Raw genomic sequence first — 15,687 nt, forward strand, 5'->3', positions numbered from 1 at the left:
GATCGCATGGCAAACGCAGCCACTGCTTCCAAAATGACTGTTTCCGCAACGGATGTCGCAGTCGAAATCACTGGAATGAACAAGTGGTACGGGGACTTCCACGTCCTTCGTGACATCAACCTGAAGGTTATGAAGGGCGAGCGCATCGTCATTGCCGGCCCGTCGGGCTCCGGCAAGTCGACGATGATCCGCTGCATCAATCGGCTCGAAGAGCACCAGAAGGGCAAGATCGTCGTCGACGGCATCGAGCTCACCAACGATCTGAAGAAGATCGACGAAGTGCGCCGCGAAGTCGGCATGGTGTTTCAGCACTTCAACCTCTTCCCGCACCTGACGATCCTCGAAAACTGCACGCTTGCGCCGATCTGGGTGCGCAAGATGCCGAAGAAGCAGGCCGAAGAAATCGCGATGCACTTCCTGAAGCGCGTCAAGATCCCCGAGCAGGCCAACAAGTATCCGGGCCAGCTCTCGGGCGGCCAGCAGCAGCGCGTGGCGATCGCCCGCTCGCTGTGCATGAAGCCGAAGATCCTGCTGTTCGATGAGCCGACCTCGGCGCTCGACCCGGAAATGGTCAAGGAAGTGCTCGACACCATGGTGTCGCTCGCCGAAGAAGGCATGACCATGCTGTGCGTAACCCACGAAATGGGCTTCGCCCGCCAGGTCGCCAACCGCGTCATCTTCATGGACCAGGGCCAGATCGTCGAGCAGAACTCGCCGGCCGAGTTCTTCGACAATCCGCAGCACGAGCGCACCAAGCTGTTCCTCAGCCAGATCCTGCACTAGGACCGGACGAGACGACACAAAAAGAAGCCCGCCTCATCGAGGCGGGTTTTTTCGTTCTGCCCGTTATCGATCCTACTCGACACGATAGCGCAGGGTGCCGACTGACCAATGGATTCCGCGCGTGTCGAGATCCTCGGTCCAGTTCTTCTGCAGCCGCGCGATGATCTCGCTCAAGGTCTCGCGCGCATCGACCTCCACCTTGAGGCCCCGCGATATCGGCGCAAGATCGCTCAAGTCGACAGCATCGCTGACGACAAGCGCCACGAAAATGCCGTCCCCCTCGCCCGAGGCCTCGAAATCGAAGCCGTAAAATTCATCCGGCAAGGTCAGCGGCACGTCCGGCGCCAATGTCGTGATCTTTTGCGCGAACTCGTTCGGGAAAATCTGTGTTGCCTTGCCCTGGCTGTTGACGTCGAAAATCAGGAGATTGCCGCCCGTGTGGCTGTTGACCGTCAGTTTGAAGACTTCGCCGGCCTTCATGGTGGTCGGCTTGTCGATAGAGAGCGTGACATCGCCAGCTTCGCTCTTGCCGATGATATCACCGACGGCATCGATGGGGTTGGCTGCCTGATAGCTCGGCACCGCTACGTTCGGAGTAATGGTATACGCACCCTGCCCGCTGCCATCCGCATCGCGCTTTTCCGGCACCATCGCGCTGTCGCCGAGCGCCTCGGGTTTGCCTTCCAACTGCGGGTCGAGATTGCCGCATTGCTCCTGCAAGGCGCAGTAGGAGGCAGATTGCGCCTTTACATATCCAAGAAGCTCGGCGTTGCTCGTCAATCCGTTGCCATTGCCATCGGCAGCGTCGCCGGTCTGGCCGGCGACGAAGGCTGCGGTGAAGACCCCGTGCCGATCCGCTGTCGGTAACCGGACATCGTCCCAGGCGACCTGATAGGGCGCCGCCGCACTCCAGGCGGTCACCCCGGCATCGACGAGCTTCGGCTTGTCGACGAGGGCAAGATCGATCCTAAGGCCGCGGGTCAGCGCTTGCTCGACCGGCTTGGCATCGGGACGCGGGAGAAAGCGGGCGCCGTCGATAGGCTTTTTGATGTCCTCGGACAGCGACCGGGAGATCGTGCCGGAGTGACAGGCGTCGATCACGACCGTCACAGCGCGCCCCTTCAGGCGCTCCAGCACCGCATCGATCTCGTCGTCGAGGACAGCGCCTTGCCAGTCCGTTTCACCGGCGGCAATGTCGGCAGGTGCGATCGCTTCATCCAGCCCATCCGCTTCGTCGCCATCCGCATCCTTCACCTGCAGGCCGTGGCCTGAAAAATAGAGATAGACGCGATCGCCGGGCTTCGTCGCATCGACAAGCCAGCCGTTCATGGATGACAGGATTTCAGCTCTGGTCGCCTGCCCATCCTTCAGCACGCGGATCGAGGCACTGTCGAAGCCGAGCCGTTCCGCGAGGAGCCTTTGCATCGCGACCAGATCGTTCGCCGGCCCGGGCAGGGAAAACTCCGTCGGCAGGTTCTGATAGTTGCCGACCCCGATCAGTAAAGCCCGATCTCCGGCGACCGCAGGCGCAGCCAGCAGCATGAAACACGCAAGGGCGTGAAGGAACGACAGCCGCGATCTGGCGCCCATGCTCATTGGCCCTGACCTCTCGTGTAAAGCGGTTGAACCGCGATCGTACTCTCACTCCCTTCCAGGCGCGTTTCGAGCAAGCGCAGCAAGGCCGCTGCGTCGAGGTCCGAATTGGCAAAGGCGGCCGCGATCGCGTCGACAGGCGCATTGGTCGCGATGACGACCAGATGGTCCGCACCGAAGGGCTTGACCACCTCCAGGTCACGCAGCTTGAAGGCATGGCTTTCGCTGCCGGCAATCTGCACGTCGAGCAGTTGCGCTTCGCCTGTGTTGGCGAGGTTGAAGACCAGCATGTTGGCATAGCCGCCCTGCGGCGCCTCGACGTTCAGGCGGTCGCCGGCAAAGTAGATGTCCTTGACGGGCTTCAGCGAAACGGCTCCCGGGCTCTGCGCCGCAAGTGCTTTCAGAAAATCCACCAGGATGAATTTGTCGACCACGCCCTGGAGCCTTTTGGGCGCGACATGTTCCGCTGCGACGTCCCCGTTCGGCGTATAGAAGACACCGGATGCCGCCTCCCACCGGTAGGGCACGCCGTCGCCACCGATATTGGCAAGATCAGGCATGTCACCGACGACGCTCAATGGCAACTTGCCCGTCCATCCGGTTTCGCGCGGCGACTTCAGTGCATGCTTCGTGCCGCTCACTGTTGGCGCCACGCCGACCTTGGCGCTACGCGGCAGGGACAGCACGATTTCCTTGTCGGAGCGCGCCAGTTGCGGCGTGAAGTTCGGCACCTGCAGGGCTTCCGACTGCAGCTTGACGTTGGAAAACACGTAGTCTTCGAGTTCGACCCGCGAAATCCGCCCGTCGCCATCGCGATCGGCGGCGCCTTCCAACGCACGGGCAAAACTCCAGCTCAGGGCGCCGCGGGGCTCGCCGCCGATAACCACTTCCGGGGTCGGCTGGCTTTCGAGCGATGCGGCGAGGATCGTCACCTGCGACAGCTCCACGTCCCTCACCTTGGCGCCGGACAGCGCCTCCTTGGATGGCGGCGGCAGCTTGGCGCGCACCATCGGCGCCAGCCGCGTCTTGCCGGAGATCGAGCGGTTCATGCCGCCTGAATAACAGCTGTCGGAGACGAACAGGACATGAATGCTCTTGGCTTCCGCCTCCGCGAACCAGGCGCTGAGCTCGTTGTCGACGATGATTTCGCTCGCCGTCTCCTCAGCACGCGCCCGGTCGAAGCCCGGCAACTCCAGGAATTCGTCGAGCCCGTCCTCCTCACTGCCAGCGACCAGCTCCGGCATCTGCGCACCGTGCCCGGCATAGGTGAAGACGATCGTATCGCCGCGCTCAGCGGCCGCCACGAGCTCGACCCAGGCCGCTCGGATTGCATCCTTGGTCGCCTGTTCGTTGATGAACTGGCGGATCGGGGCGACATCCGCCGCTTTCAGCGCCTGCGTGACGTCTTGCGCATCGCGGACGGCACCATCGAGGCTTACTTCGTGCGGATACTTGTCCACCCCGACGACCAGCGCCGAGGTCGAGGCCATCGCCGGGGCCACCGGCAATGCGAGCAAGCTCATCGCAAGCAGGGTTCTGCACAGCACTGTCATTTCCCCACATCCACATCCACGCGCCGGTCGAGCTGGTGCAACATCTCCTCGCTATAGGCGGTCGGATCATCCGGCTTGAACGGCTCCTCCTCGCCCTTGCCGATCACGGTCCACATGCCGGGATAGCCGGCATCGACGAGGTAATGCGCCAGTGCCTCGGCGCGGGCGATCGACAATGCCTTGTTCGCCTCGGGCGTGCCGACCGGATCGGTGTGACCGATCAGCGTAATCGCGGCCGGCTTTGCGGACTTCAGGCACTCGAACAGATCCTCGGCCGCCTCGAGACCTTCAGGCGTAAACTTGGCCGTGCCGAAGACGTAGCGCACCGGCGTCGCCTTTTTCCGGATCGAGACACCACGATAGGAGAACTTGCAGGCGCCGCGCGCGGCGAGCTTGACCGGCTTGGTTGCAGCGAGCCGCATTTCCGAAGCCAGGCGGTCCAGCCGTTCGATATAGGCCTTGTCCGGCGCCATCCAATCGGGCGTCAGTTCCTCGTTTGCCGCATCTTCCAGCGCCTGCTGATAGGAGGTCGCCGCGGCGTCGTAATCCTTGCGCTCGCGCTTGATGTCGCCGAGCGCATCGAGGATCTGCCAGGGGCCGCCGGCGTCGCGGCTTGCGGCCGTCAGTTCCGCTTCGAAGGTTTCAAGCTTCGCGCCTTGCCCCACTGCCGCTGCAACCCGGTTGAAGGTTGCAAGCGCCGCGATGCGCCGGGTGAGCGCGATCTCAGTCGCCGAGCAACCCTTCATGTTGACGGGGTCGGCCGCCACCTTAGTGCCGGCCTCGTCGGCGCGGTTCAGCGCCTCGGAGGCCAGGCGAAGACCGTCACAGGCCATGACCGGCGCGGTGAAGACCGCCAGAACCGCCGACGCGAGGAGAAATGCTCGTAGCTGAACCATGACTCGACCATCAATCCTTGATCTCGAACGTCACCATCTGAACACTGCTGGCACCGGCGTCACCCTGCGCTCGCTTGGCCAGGTTGATCGCCAGTCCCCGTGTCGGCGGCAACCGCGACGTCGCGACATATTGGCGTGCCTTCTCCACCGTCAGCTTCTGGTCACCGAGCCCGCCGGCACGGCAGAAGGCCAGCATCGTTTCGGCGGGCGCAGGTGTGTCGAAGGTGAGCGTGCCCGTGCCCGGCTGCGGGATCAGGCGTCTCTCGCCCGGCTTAAGCGTGGTGTTGCCGATCATCACGTCCGGGATGACCTCGACGTTGCCGTTCTCCTCGACATAGAGGATTTGCAGCTCGCAGGCCTGGTTGGCGCTGAGTTCGAAGGAAAGCTCGTCGCCAACCTTCGCCGTCGTCGACTTCACGTTCAGGGCCAGCTCGAGCTTGTGGCCAGTCCCCGCATCCTCCTTGCGATAGTCCGGCACGGCGGCCGCGACCGACTGCGGCCTGTCGTCCACCATCGGCTCGGAACCGGCAATGACGATCGCCGTCGTGTCGAGCGGACGGCGCTGGGTTAGCGGCGCCATCAGCAATGCATATTGTTGCTCGACCTCGTTGCGCGGAATGGTTCCGCCCGCTTCCAGCGTCGTCACCCAGTCGAGCCCGAGGCGCAGGACATCGGTGTTTGTCACCCGCTTGATCGCTTCTGAGAATTGCTTGGGCGTCATGTCAAACTCGGCCGCCAGGGCATCGAAGTCGAGCTCGTCTTCGTACTTGTCGGCAAAGTAGGTGATGAGCTCCGCCTCGCCCGGCGCATGCTTGCTCTGGAGGCCCCCATCGGGCGTCGGCTCCGTGATGCCCAGCACCTTCAACGCGTTGACGAAGCGCTCGCGGTCCTTGCGATAGGTTTCGTCCAGTTCCTCCTGCTTCACATACATGGCAAGCAGCACGTCCTGTTGGTCCTTGCTGAACAGCGTCGACGTCTCGATCTGCTCGCGCAGCTGATCGCGTTTCGAAAGGATGCCATCGGCGTGGCAATCGACACAGGACCGCGCGTTGATGATCTCGACGCCCTTGCCGATCGGGCGCTTGCGGAAGGACACGATGGTGGTCGGCCCGACATCAAGCTGCTTTCCTGCTGACGTCGAGAGGTAGTAGCCCTGCAGGCCGTTCGGCAACGAGAAGATCATTTCGCCGCCGTCGTGCTCGAAGGGCACGAGGCCCGCGTCGAGCGGTGCCAATTCCCGAGGCCCGTGCGGGAAGCGCTTCAGCACCTGCTTGCCGATGTCGCCGCCGAAATCATAGGACTTCCAGTAGTAGCCGCCGAACGGCATGTCGTGCCGTTCGAGCATGCGGTTGTGGTCGGAAACCCCGGACGAGCCGTCGGCGAAACCGGCCCGCAACACATCGCGCCTGCGAATGTTGCCGGCCACGTCGATCTTGAAGCGCTTTTCGAGTTCGGCGATCTCGGTCGGCAACTTCATCAGCCGGTTGTAGATCTCCGGGCGCGCGCCGTTGCTCATGAACCAGTCGACCCGCATGATCGGCAGTTGCGTCGCCGTTTCCTTCGAAAGGGCCGAAAGCGACGCATCGCTCTCGGGATCAATCCCATAGAAATAGCGCTTGATCAGGAAGTCATAGTCCACCGCGTCCCATTGCAGTTCGCGCAGATCGACGCGCACCAGCAAGCCATTGGTGCCGTCGACCTCCGTCGGAAGCACCAGCTTTGGCCCGTAGGACAGCGAATTCAGCAGCTTCTTGAAGCCGCCGGCAAGCACGTCCATGCGCTTCATGAAGGTCTGGTCGTCCTCGCAGCCCATCATGCCGTTGTACTGGTCGCGATAGGAAAAGTAGCGCATGTAGGGGCGGTCGAGGGCACTGACCGTCTCGATGTCCTTCAGCGCCGCATCGACGAACTGGCCATAACCCAACATCGGGCGGGCGCGCGCCGGTTTTGCGGCCACCGTCTGCGGCAGGCTCTTTTCGTTCAGTGCGTTGATCCAGTCCTCCAGCATCTTGATCTCTTCGGCAGAGGGGCGCTTGCCAAGCGGCATGCGGCCGCTGACGACAGTCGCGTAGAGCCGTGACTTCGAGGCATCTCCGGGGGTCACGAAGTTTGCGTCGGCGGCAATCGAGGCGAGTTCGCCCGCCGGGTAGCTACCCTGCGAACTTTCGCCCGGCCCGTGACAGTTGCGGCAGTATCTGCCGATGAAGGCATCTGCCTGCTGCGCCAGCGCCGCATTGCCGCCGCCCAGCGCTTCAGTCGCCGTATTCTCCTTGCAAACGGCCGTGACAGACTGCGCCACCGGCGCGGGGGCCTTCACTTCACGATCGGCAAGGAAGGCATAGATCGCGCGGCGATCGTCGTCAGAAAGAACGCTCAGTCCCTTGGCTATACGCCGCATCACCGGATCGCTGATCGGCGCGCCCGAGAGCTTCTTGCCTTCCTCGATCAGGCCCCTGGTGAAAACGTCGGGCGAGGCAAGACCGGCCATCTTCGTCTTGCTGATGTCGGGCGCGACCGCGCCGCTCAAATCCTTTTCGCCCTCATAGGCGCGCTCCAGGTCGAGCCCATAGGTCGTGGTGCGCGGTGTGTGGCAATCGCCGCAGCCGCCGACATTCTCGGCCAGATAGCGGCCGCGCTCGGCTTGCGTCTCCTCGCGCGGCTGGTAGGCCGGCACCGTGAAGTGGCTGCGCTTCCAGAGCGTGATCGTCGTCTGGCGACTGAACGGAAAAGCAATCTCATCCTCTTTCGACACTGCATCCGCCTGGGGTAACGTCTCGATATAGGCTTTGATGTCGAGCGCATCCTCCGGCTTCATGCCACCATAGGAGGTGTAGGGCATGACCGGATAGAGGTTGTTGCCCTCGCGATCGAGACCGACCAGAACCGCATTCAGAAACTGCGCATTGGTCCAGCCGCCGATGCCATTGGCGTGCGGCGAAATGTTCGGCGCATAGAAGGTGCCGATCGCCGTCTTCATCTCCATGCCGCCGGAGAGCAGTTCGGTGTTGTCGCCGGAGCCGTGGCAGGCGCCGCAGCCTGCGGCGTTGAACATGTATTTGCCGTTGTCGACGTTGGCCTTGTAGGTGGAGAAGGCATCCTCAGCGAAGGCATCGCGCGCCGAGGCACCAGCGGGACAGAGCGAGACTGCGACCAGCGCCGCAAATGAAACGGCCCAATATCCGCGGCCAAGACCGGACAATGACGAGGCGCCTTCTCGCTTTCTCTGCAGACCGCGCATGAAACCCACTCCCTAAAACAATAGAATCGCTACTGAAATCCGCTGCACTATCGAAACTGAAATCGCTCGAATTCAACCCGCTTCGGCCGCTTGCCGAGATCTTTCAGACCTTTGACGATCGCCTCCCTGAGAGGTGGCGGGCCGCAAAACCACAGATCGGCTTCCGCCGGATCGATCGCGCTACCGTTCGCGAGCTTGGCCGCATCCAGGCGCCCGTCCACGGAGGAATCGTGCAGGACAAAAGTGAAGTTGCCGAGCTTTCCGGCCTGCCCCTCGAAGGTCTCCAGCCCGATCGCCTCGCGCCGGTCGCGCACGCAATAGACCATGTGGATGTCCTGCCCCTCGTCGCCATTGAGATGCCGCGCCATCGCCAGGAACGGTGTGACGCCGATGCCGCCGGCGAGCCAGATCTGCTTCTTGCCGCCACGGCGGTGGTTGAAGCGGCCATAGCCACCCTCGAGCTTCAACCGGTCGCCGACAGCGATTCCGTCCCGCAGGGCCTGGGTGTAGTCGCCAAGCGGCTTGATCGCGAAGCGCACGACCCCGTCGGGCTCGATACCAGCGATCGTAAACGGATGCGGCTCGCGCAGCCCAGGCTTCAGCACCCGCAGAAAACCGAATTGCCCGGGCTTGGCGCGCAAGGCACGCCGCAGCGGCCGCGCCGCAATCACCGTCGCCCCGTCCTCCCGGGCGACATCGAAGACTTCGTAGCCGCGGGTTCTGAGCCAGGGCAGCAGCTGGGTATAGGTGTAGCTCAGGATGCCAAGTGCTGCGAAGGCGTTGAGGTAGACCGCCAGAAGCGCGGTACCGTCATAGGGGCGCTTGATGAACATCTGGTGGAAGGCGACCATCACGAAGAGCAGGCCGATGAAGCGGTGCGTGTAGCGCCACAGATGGTAGGGGATCTCGATCTTCGTCCGCGGTATGATCTTGACGATACTGAGAACGAGCAGCACGACGAAACCGTAAAAGGCATATTTGCCGGCGGATGCAGCAAGCTGGTTCAGACCGCTCGTCAGCGCCAGGCCCTTGAAGTCTGGTTTCAGGAAATAGTGCACGAGGATGAGGCACAGCACCGAGATGCCTATCCTGCGATGAAAATGATAGACACGGTCGAGCCCCCCGAAGACAGCCTCGACGAACGGCGGGCGCGCGGCCATGAACTGCGCGACGGCCATGCCGACAAAGGCCGCCGACGACGCCATCAGCGAAAATGTCGTCAATGCATTGGTGTGACTGACTGCGGGTACGGCCAGCAGCGCCGCAAATGCCATCAAGGACCAGACCAGAAACGCGCCCACTTGCATCTTGCGCCCCTCAACGCCGATGGCTGACGGTTGTTGCCTTGCCTTGTGCCTGTTGCCTTCGATCCCTAGCGACCAAGGAAACATGCAACCAGCTTCTTGCCGCAACGACCCACGCGCCTCTTCACGCGGGGCCTTTGTTGGGAGAGTGGCAAGCACCTCTCGGTTCGTCAACACGATTCCTATTGGAAACGTCCTATGAGGTTCGTTTATTCATGCCTTTGAAATTCGTGTTTTTTAAGCATTCGCTTATTTTATTGATCACATAGGCAAACCACCCCCTTTGACCTGCACAAAGCCAGGCAACCGGCGCGCTTGCCTGGTTGTATGAAATCGTGCAAGCTACTGATATATCAGAACCAAAGGAACGGCATGTCACCGCAATCTCAGGCTCACCTCGCCTATCTCGCGCTCGAACGCCTGATCGTCACTCTGAAGCTCGAGCCCGGCGCCCTGGTCACCGAGAGGCAGTTGATCGAACTTGCCGGGCTTGGGCGAACACCGGTTCGCGAGGCGATCCAGAAGCTGGCCTGGCAGGGTCTCATGGATATCCGTCCCCGTGTCGGCTTGCAAATCACCACAATCCGGCCGGACGACCAGGTGCATGTCATGCAGACGCGCCAGAAGCTGGAGCCGCTTGCCGCCGCCCTCGTCGCAACGCACGCAAGCGCCGAGGAGCGAAGCGCGATGAAAGCTTGCGGTGCGGAGATGGCCGCTTGTCTTGACGCGGGCGAAATGGAGGGTTTTCTCGTCGCCGACAAGGTGTTCGACGAACTGATGGAAGAAGCCTGCCCCAACCGGTTCCTGACCGCAGCACTTGCCCCGCTGCAGACACATGCGCGCCGCATCTGGTTTGCTTCGTCCTCGCCTGAAAAGATGGCCGGATCGGTCCGCCGCCATGTCACGGTGATCGATGCGATCGAGCGGGCCGACGCTGAAGGCGCGTCGGCCGCGATGGCGGACCTGATGAGCTATCTATCAGACGCCTGAAGAAACCTTGCCTGCACGAGAAGAAACAACGGCAAGCGATTGCTTTCACGGTTGTTTCTTCAACACACTTCAGGCCGTCGGCATCATGCTGCCGGTCTTCAGCCGGCGCACATGCCAGTCGAAAGCCTCTTCCAGAATATGCGGGGTCTGTCCGCCACGGGTGGCGACTGCACGATTGAAGTAATCCGACAAAAGCTCCCGATAGGCCGGGTGGCAGCAGTTTTCGATGATGACGGGTGCGCGCTCCCGCGGCGCCAGGCCGCGCAGATCTGCAAGACCATGCTCGGTCACCAGAATATCGACGTCGTGCTCCGTGTGGTCGACATGGGACACCATCGGCACGACAGACGATATCGCCCCGCCCTTGGCAACCGACTTGGCGACGAAGATCGACAGGAAGGCGTTGCGGGCGAAATCGCCGGAGCCGCCGATACCGTTCATCATGTCGGTACCGCCAACATGGGTCGAGTTGACGTTGCCGTAGATATCGAATTCGAGCGCCGTGTTGATGCCGATGACACCGAGGCGCCGAATGATCTCCGGATGATTGCTCACCTCCTGCGGCCGCAGCACCAGCTTGTCCTTGTAGGCGCGGATGTTGCGGAACACGCGATCAGCCCAGGCGCTGGAAAGCGTCATCGACGAGGCCGAGGCGAAGCTCAGCTTGCCGGCCTCGAAAAGCTCGAACGTGCTGTCTTGCAGCACCTCGCTATACATACGCAGATCATGGAAGGGACTGTCGACCAGGCCGCTCAGCACCGAATTGGCGATGACGCCGATGCCCGCCTGCAGCGGGTTGAGCGTCATGTCGAGGCGGCCCTTGCGCACCTCCTCCTGCAAGAAGCCGATCAGATGGCCGGCGATCGCCGTCGTCTCCGCATCCGGCCGAGAGATCCGTGCGGCGCTGTCCTCTTTCTCGGTGACGACGATTGCGACGATCTTTTCCGGATCGACAGGAATGTAGGGCGAGCCCGCACGGCTATCGCAGGCAACGACCGGGATCGGCGTGCGGCTCGGTCGCTTCGCCGGAATGAAGATATCGTGCAGGCCTTCGAGTTCGGGACTGTGGCTGAGATTGAGCTCGACGATCACCTTCTTCGCCAGGATCGCGAAGCTTGCCGAATTGCCGACCGATGTCGACGGAACGATGCCGCCGTCTTCGGTGATCGCCACCGCCTCGACCACCGCATAGTCGATCGGGCTGATCTGGCCGGACCTCAACTGCTCGACGGTTTCCGAGAGATGCTGATCGATGAACATCACCTCGCCGCGGTTGATCGCCGCTCGCAGAACCGGGTCCGACTGGAACGGCAGGCGCCGGGCAAGAACACCGGCCTCTGTCAGCGTCTTGTCGATGTCATGACCGAGCGAGGCGCCCGTCATCAGCGTGATGCGAAACTTCTCCCGTGCGGCCCGTTCGGCCATGGCAAGCGGCACGGCCTTCGCGTCACCGGCCTTGGTGAAGCCGCTCATGCCGATGGTCATGCCATCCTTGATCAGCGCGGCCGCCTCTTCCGGCGTAGCGATGCGATCACGCAGCGATTTGCAGCGGATCCTGGCCTCCAGGTCGGTTGGCGGAACATGGCTCATCGGGCACTCCCAGAAATGGCCCACGAGGCTCATATCAGGACGGCGCAGGCTTGGTTCGTCGTGCGCTTATTTTCGCATGTCTGCGTGCGCACGCTATGAAGATTTGCAGGAGCACGATAGCCGCTCGGACCGCAGGGCGGTACGCAGAATGGGCAGGGCGGAACTACCGCCGACGCATAGCTCGACGGCATTTCGCCTTAAACGACCAGGGGCGCATCCTTGGCGCGCCCCTCGAACGATAAACTGCACAAAAAAGGGTCAGCCGACGAAGGCGCGTTCGATCACGAATTCGGCCGGCTTGTTGTTGGCACCTTCGGTGAGACCAGCGGCCTCGAGGATTTCCTTGGTGTCCTTCAGCATCGCGGTCGAGCCGCAGATCATGCCGCGATCGACAGCCGGATCGAGCGGCGGCAGACCGAGATCGGAGAAGAACTTGCCGTTTACCATCAGGTCGGTAATGCGGCCCTTGAACGGGAAGTCTTCGCGGGTCACCGTCGCGTAGTGGCGCAGCTTGTCGCCGACAATCTCGTTCAGGAACTCGTGGTTCCGGATTTCCTCGACCAGATCGAAGCCGTATTTCAGTTCGGCAACATCGCGGCAGGTATGGGTGAGGATCACTTCCTCGAACTTTTCATAGGTCTCGGGATCGCGGATCAGGCTTGCGAAGGGCGCAATGCCGGTGCCGGTCGAGAACATGTAGAGACGGCGCCCGGGAACGAGCGCGTCGAGCACCAGCGTACCGGTCGGCTTCTTGCGCATCAGCACCTTGTCGCCCGGCTTGATCCCCTGCAGGTGCGAGGTCAGCGGGCCATCCGGCACCTTGATCGAGAAGAACTCGAGTTCCTCGTCCCAGGCCGGGCTGGCGATCGAATAGGCGCGATAGACCGGCTTGTCGCCGACCATCAGGCCGATCATCGCGAATTCGCCCGAGCGGAAGCGGAATTCGGCAGGGCGGGTCATGCGGAAGCGGAAGAGCCGATCCGTATAGTGTTCAACGCTGGTCACCGTCTCGACGTAGACGCCTGCCGGTGCCTGGATCGCGAAATCTTCCGTTTTTGCCGGAGCATTCATCTTAGCTACAAGTCCTGTAAATGATGACCCTGTCTATCAACAATAAGCCGATATTCCAAGCTGCGCCTTGTTGAAAGGAAATCTCTTCCAAATATAGTCGCTTTTGGGGATTTCGGCGTGCTTCACACTGTCGCGGCCAACCCTACCCTATGACACCCGGCGCCAGCTATAGGATTTAGCATCGGTCGAAGGCTTGGCGGTCGGCTGGTAGTGCACAGCAATGCCCGGCAGGCGTCCTTCGGACAAACGCTTCAGCGCTGTCGCATTGCTGACAGCGAAGCTTTCGACGCCACAGCGCAGCATCAGCGGGATCTGGTCAATCAGCACGTCGCCGACCGCCCTCACCTCGCCGGTAAAGCCAAGGCGCGCGCGCAGCAGCGACGCATGGCTGAAGGCGCGGCCGTCATTGAACGCCGGGAACGCGACGGCGACCAGCGCAAGGCGATCAAGGTGTGGTGCGAGCTTCGTCACGTCGTCTGCCGGCGCGATGACCACGCCAAGACCGGTTTCGTCGCTGTCTGCAACCTTGCCCAGGAATGCGTCGAGACCGACGATCGCCTTCTCGTTCGAGCCTGCCTTGGTTTCCTCCGTCTCGATGACCCAGGGATCATCGCCCACGAAACCGGTTTCCTTCCAGATTTTCGTCATTTCCGTTCCTCAGCGCCTCAGGCAGCTTCCTGCGCGCTGCCGTAGAGCGCATCCTTGAAGGGTTGTGGGCCGACGCGGCGATAGGCTTCGAGGAAGGTCTCTTGACCGTCGCGGCGCAGTCCCAGGTAGGTGTCGACGATGGTCTCGACGGCGTCGGTCACCTTCTCCGGTTCGAAGCCGCGGCCGATGATCTCGCCGATCGAGGTGTTTTCGTCGCCGGAGCCACCAAGCGTAATCTGATAGAGTTCCGCACCCTTCTTTTCAACGCCAAGCAGCCCGATATGGCCGACATGGTGATGACCGCAGGCATTGATGCAGCCGGAGATCTTGATCTTCAACTCACCGATCTCGGCCTGACGCTCGGGCGAACCGAAGCGGGTCGAAATTTCCTGCGCCACGGGGATGGAGCGCGCATTGGCAAGTGCGCAGTAGTCCAGCCCAGGACAGGCGATGATATCCGTGATCAGGCCGGCATTGGCAGTGGCAAGACCTGAGGCGACCAGCGCGCGGTAGACCGGCTCGAGATCGGCCAGCGCCACATGCGGCAGGATCAGGTTCTGTTCGTGGCTGACTCGGATTTCGTCGAAGGCGTATTCCTCGGCGATATCGGCAACGGCATCCATCTGCGCGTCGCTGGCGTCGCCCGGAATGCCGCCGATCGGCTTCAGCGAGATCGTCACCATGCCGTAGTCCGGGTGCTTGTGCGGTTGCACATTCTGCTGCACCCAACGGGCAAACTCGGGATCGGTCTTCTTCCAGCGCGCCAGGCTCTCCCAGCCTTCAGCACGGTTTTCGACGGCCGGTGGTGCGAAATAGGTGGAGATCGCCTGGATGTCGGTCTCCGGCAGCTTCAGCTCGGTGTCCTTGAGGGCCGCGAACTCGACTTCGACCTGACGCGACAATTCTTCGGCGCCGGTCTCGTGTACGAGGATCTTGATGCGGGCCTTGTACTTGTTGTCGCGGCGGCCGTGCAGGTTGTACACGCGCATGATCGCCGTCGTGTAGGACAACAGGTCCTCCTCCGGCAGGAAGTCGCGGATCTTCTTGGCGATCATCGGCGTGCGGCCCTGACCACCGCCGACATAGACGGCAAAGCCGACGCGGCCGTTTTCGTCCTTCTTCAGGTGCAGACCGATATCATGGACCTGGATTGCGGCGCGGTCGCGCTCAGCGCCAGTGACGGCGATCTTGAACTTGCGCGGCAGGAACGAGAATTCCGGATGTACGCTCGACCACTGTCTCAAGATCTCGGCGTAAGGCCTTGGGTCTGCGACCTCATCGGCCGCCGCGCCGGCAAAGTGATCGGCGGTCACATTGCGAATGCAGTTGCCCGAGGTCTGGAGCGCATGCATCTCGACGCTTGCGAGCTCTTGCAAGATATCCGGCGTGTCGGACAGACGCGGCCAGTTGTACTGGATGTTCTGGCGCGTGGTGAAATGGCCGTAGCCGCGGTCATATTTGCGCGCGATATGGGCGAGCATGCGCATCTGGCGGCTCGACAGCGTGCCATAGGGAATGGCGACGCGCAGCATATAGGCGTGAAGCTGCAGGTAGACGCCGTTCATCAGGCGCAGCGGCTTGAAGGCGTCTTCGGCAAGCTCGCCACTCAGTCGCCGCTCGACCTGATCGCGGAACTGTTCGACGCGGGAGGAAACGAAGGCGTGGTCGAATTCATCGTAACGGTACATCGGGTATCGGTTCCTCAGGCAGCGTGTTTCGGGCCGGAAAGGCCATTGTAGCCGGCAGCGTAGGGGATCGAGGGGCCTTCAGCGCGGATGCGCTCGCGCATGCGCAGCGGGCGAAGTGTGCCGTTGATCTCTTCGACGTCGACGACGTTGGCATCGACGACCTTGTTGTCATCGAACGCCTGCTTGCCGGTGGCTTCGAGCGCCGTCACGGCCTCGGCGTGGCGAGCGATGAAGGCATCCTGAAGCTGCTCGACCCAGTTGCCCGCGGCATCCAGCCAGACGGAAATGCCGTCCGAAAGTCGATTTGCCGTCAAAACCTTGCTCACCATGACC

12 protein-coding genes are annotated in these 15,687 nt (G+C 62.1%); 2 read left to right on the forward strand and 10 right to left on the reverse strand.

Annotation, left to right across the window (positions count from 1 at the left end; genetic code table 11):
• Positions 1-6: 6 nt before the first annotated feature.
• Complete coding sequence (locus IB272_RS11325; RefSeq protein ID WP_064816988.1) at positions 7-783, forward strand: amino acid ABC transporter ATP-binding protein; 777 nt, start codon at positions 7-9, stop codon at positions 781-783.
• Between the two features lie 72 nt (positions 784-855).
• Here the strand turns inward: IB272_RS11325 and IB272_RS11330 are convergent, their stop codons facing one another.
• The 5 genes from IB272_RS11330 to IB272_RS11350 are packed head-to-tail and all read right to left on the reverse strand — an operon-like array spanning position 856 to position 9,370.
• On the reverse strand, positions 856-2,373 hold the full coding sequence (locus IB272_RS11330) for a caspase family protein (protein WP_060582459.1): 1,518 nt from the start codon (positions 2,371-2,373) through the stop codon (positions 856-858).
• A 2-nt stretch (positions 2,374-2,375) separates the two neighbouring features.
• Positions 2,376-3,929, reverse strand: coding sequence for a caspase family protein (locus IB272_RS11335; protein WP_113136405.1), 1,554 nt, complete (start codon positions 3,927-3,929; stop codon positions 2,376-2,378).
• On the reverse strand, positions 3,926-4,825 hold the full coding sequence (locus IB272_RS11340; RefSeq protein ID WP_060582461.1) for an OmpA family protein: 900 nt from the start codon (positions 4,823-4,825) through the stop codon (positions 3,926-3,928). The genes IB272_RS11335 and IB272_RS11340 overlap by 4 nt, the downstream gene beginning before the upstream one ends.
• Before the next feature lie 10 nt (positions 4,826-4,835).
• Positions 4,836-8,063, reverse strand: a complete 3,228-nt coding sequence (locus IB272_RS11345; RefSeq protein WP_113136406.1) for a c-type cytochrome — start codon at positions 8,061-8,063, stop codon at positions 4,836-4,838.
• A 47-nt stretch (positions 8,064-8,110) separates the two neighbouring features.
• Positions 8,111-9,370 (reverse strand): ferric reductase-like transmembrane domain-containing protein, encoded by a 1,260-nt coding sequence (locus IB272_RS11350; RefSeq protein ID WP_060582506.1) that lies wholly within the window; start codon positions 9,368-9,370, stop codon positions 8,111-8,113.
• A gap of 369 nt (positions 9,371-9,739) precedes the next feature.
• On the opposite strand from IB272_RS11350, the gene IB272_RS11355 reads away from it, so the two are divergent.
• Positions 9,740-10,357 carry a GntR family transcriptional regulator gene (locus IB272_RS11355; RefSeq protein WP_060582463.1) on the forward strand — a complete coding sequence of 206 codons (618 nt, stop codon included), beginning with the start codon at positions 9,740-9,742 and terminating at the stop codon, positions 10,355-10,357.
• A 69-nt stretch (positions 10,358-10,426) separates the two neighbouring features.
• Here the strand turns inward: IB272_RS11355 and IB272_RS11360 are convergent, their stop codons facing one another.
• The 5 genes from IB272_RS11360 to IB272_RS11380 all read right to left on the reverse strand — a co-directional run bounded on the left by IB272_RS11360 (position 10,427) and on the right by IB272_RS11380 (position 15,683).
• Positions 10,427-11,947, reverse strand: coding sequence for an acetyl-CoA hydrolase/transferase family protein (locus IB272_RS11360; protein ID WP_060582464.1), 1,521 nt, complete (start codon positions 11,945-11,947; stop codon positions 10,427-10,429).
• A gap of 258 nt (positions 11,948-12,205) precedes the next feature.
• The gene (locus IB272_RS11365; RefSeq protein ID WP_034795721.1) at positions 12,206-13,018 is read right to left on the reverse strand and encodes a ferredoxin--NADP reductase; all 813 of its coding nucleotides are present in this window, start codon (positions 13,016-13,018) and stop codon (positions 12,206-12,208) included.
• Between the two features lie 147 nt (positions 13,019-13,165).
• Positions 13,166-13,666, reverse strand: coding sequence for a DUF934 domain-containing protein (locus IB272_RS11370; protein WP_060582465.1), 501 nt, complete (start codon positions 13,664-13,666; stop codon positions 13,166-13,168).
• A 17-nt stretch (positions 13,667-13,683) separates the two neighbouring features.
• Positions 13,684-15,354 (reverse strand): nitrite/sulfite reductase, encoded by a 1,671-nt coding sequence (locus tag IB272_RS11375; protein WP_060582466.1) that lies wholly within the window; start codon positions 15,352-15,354, stop codon positions 13,684-13,686.
• Between the two features lie 14 nt (positions 15,355-15,368).
• Positions 15,369-15,683, reverse strand: coding sequence for a DUF2849 domain-containing protein (locus IB272_RS11380; RefSeq protein ID WP_034795732.1), 315 nt, complete (start codon positions 15,681-15,683; stop codon positions 15,369-15,371).
• Between the last annotated feature and the right edge of the window lie 4 nt (positions 15,684-15,687).

The organism is Ensifer sp. ENS08, assembly GCF_014852195.1.
GTDB lineage: Bacteria > Pseudomonadota > Alphaproteobacteria > Rhizobiales > Rhizobiaceae > Ensifer > Ensifer adhaerens.

Coding starts and splice junctions, on each gene's coding strand:
- IB272_RS11340 (WP_060582461.1), bottom strand. CDS start 4,825: ATGGTTCAGCTACGAGCATTTCTCCTCGCGTCGGCGGTTCTGGCGGTC.
- IB272_RS11350 (WP_060582506.1), bottom strand. CDS start 9,370: ATGCAAGTGGGCGCGTTTCTGGTCTGGTCCTTGATGGCATTTGCGGCG.
- IB272_RS11325 (WP_064816988.1), top strand. CDS start 7: ATGGCAAACGCAGCCACTGCTTCCAAAATGACTGTTTCCGCAACGGAT.
- IB272_RS11365 (WP_034795721.1), bottom strand. CDS start 13,018: ATGAATGCTCCGGCAAAAACGGAAGATTTCGCGATCCAGGCACCGGCA.
- IB272_RS11335 (WP_113136405.1), bottom strand. CDS start 3,929: ATGACAGTGCTGTGCAGAACCCTGCTTGCGATGAGCTTGCTCGCATTG.
- IB272_RS11360 (WP_060582464.1), bottom strand. CDS start 11,947: ATGAGCCATGTTCCGCCAACCGACCTGGAGGCCAGGATCCGCTGCAAA.
- IB272_RS11355 (WP_060582463.1), top strand. CDS start 9,740: ATGTCACCGCAATCTCAGGCTCACCTCGCCTATCTCGCGCTCGAACGC.
- IB272_RS11330 (WP_060582459.1), bottom strand. CDS start 2,373: ATGGGCGCCAGATCGCGGCTGTCGTTCCTTCACGCCCTTGCGTGTTTC.
- IB272_RS11375 (WP_060582466.1), bottom strand. CDS start 15,354: ATGTACCGTTACGATGAATTCGACCACGCCTTCGTTTCCTCCCGCGTC.
- IB272_RS11370 (WP_060582465.1), bottom strand. CDS start 13,666: ATGACGAAAATCTGGAAGGAAACCGGTTTCGTGGGCGATGATCCCTGG.
- IB272_RS11345 (WP_113136406.1), bottom strand. CDS start 8,063: ATGCGCGGTCTGCAGAGAAAGCGAGAAGGCGCCTCGTCATTGTCCGGT.
- IB272_RS11380 (WP_034795732.1), bottom strand. CDS start 15,683: ATGGTGAGCAAGGTTTTGACGGCAAATCGACTTTCGGACGGCATTTCC.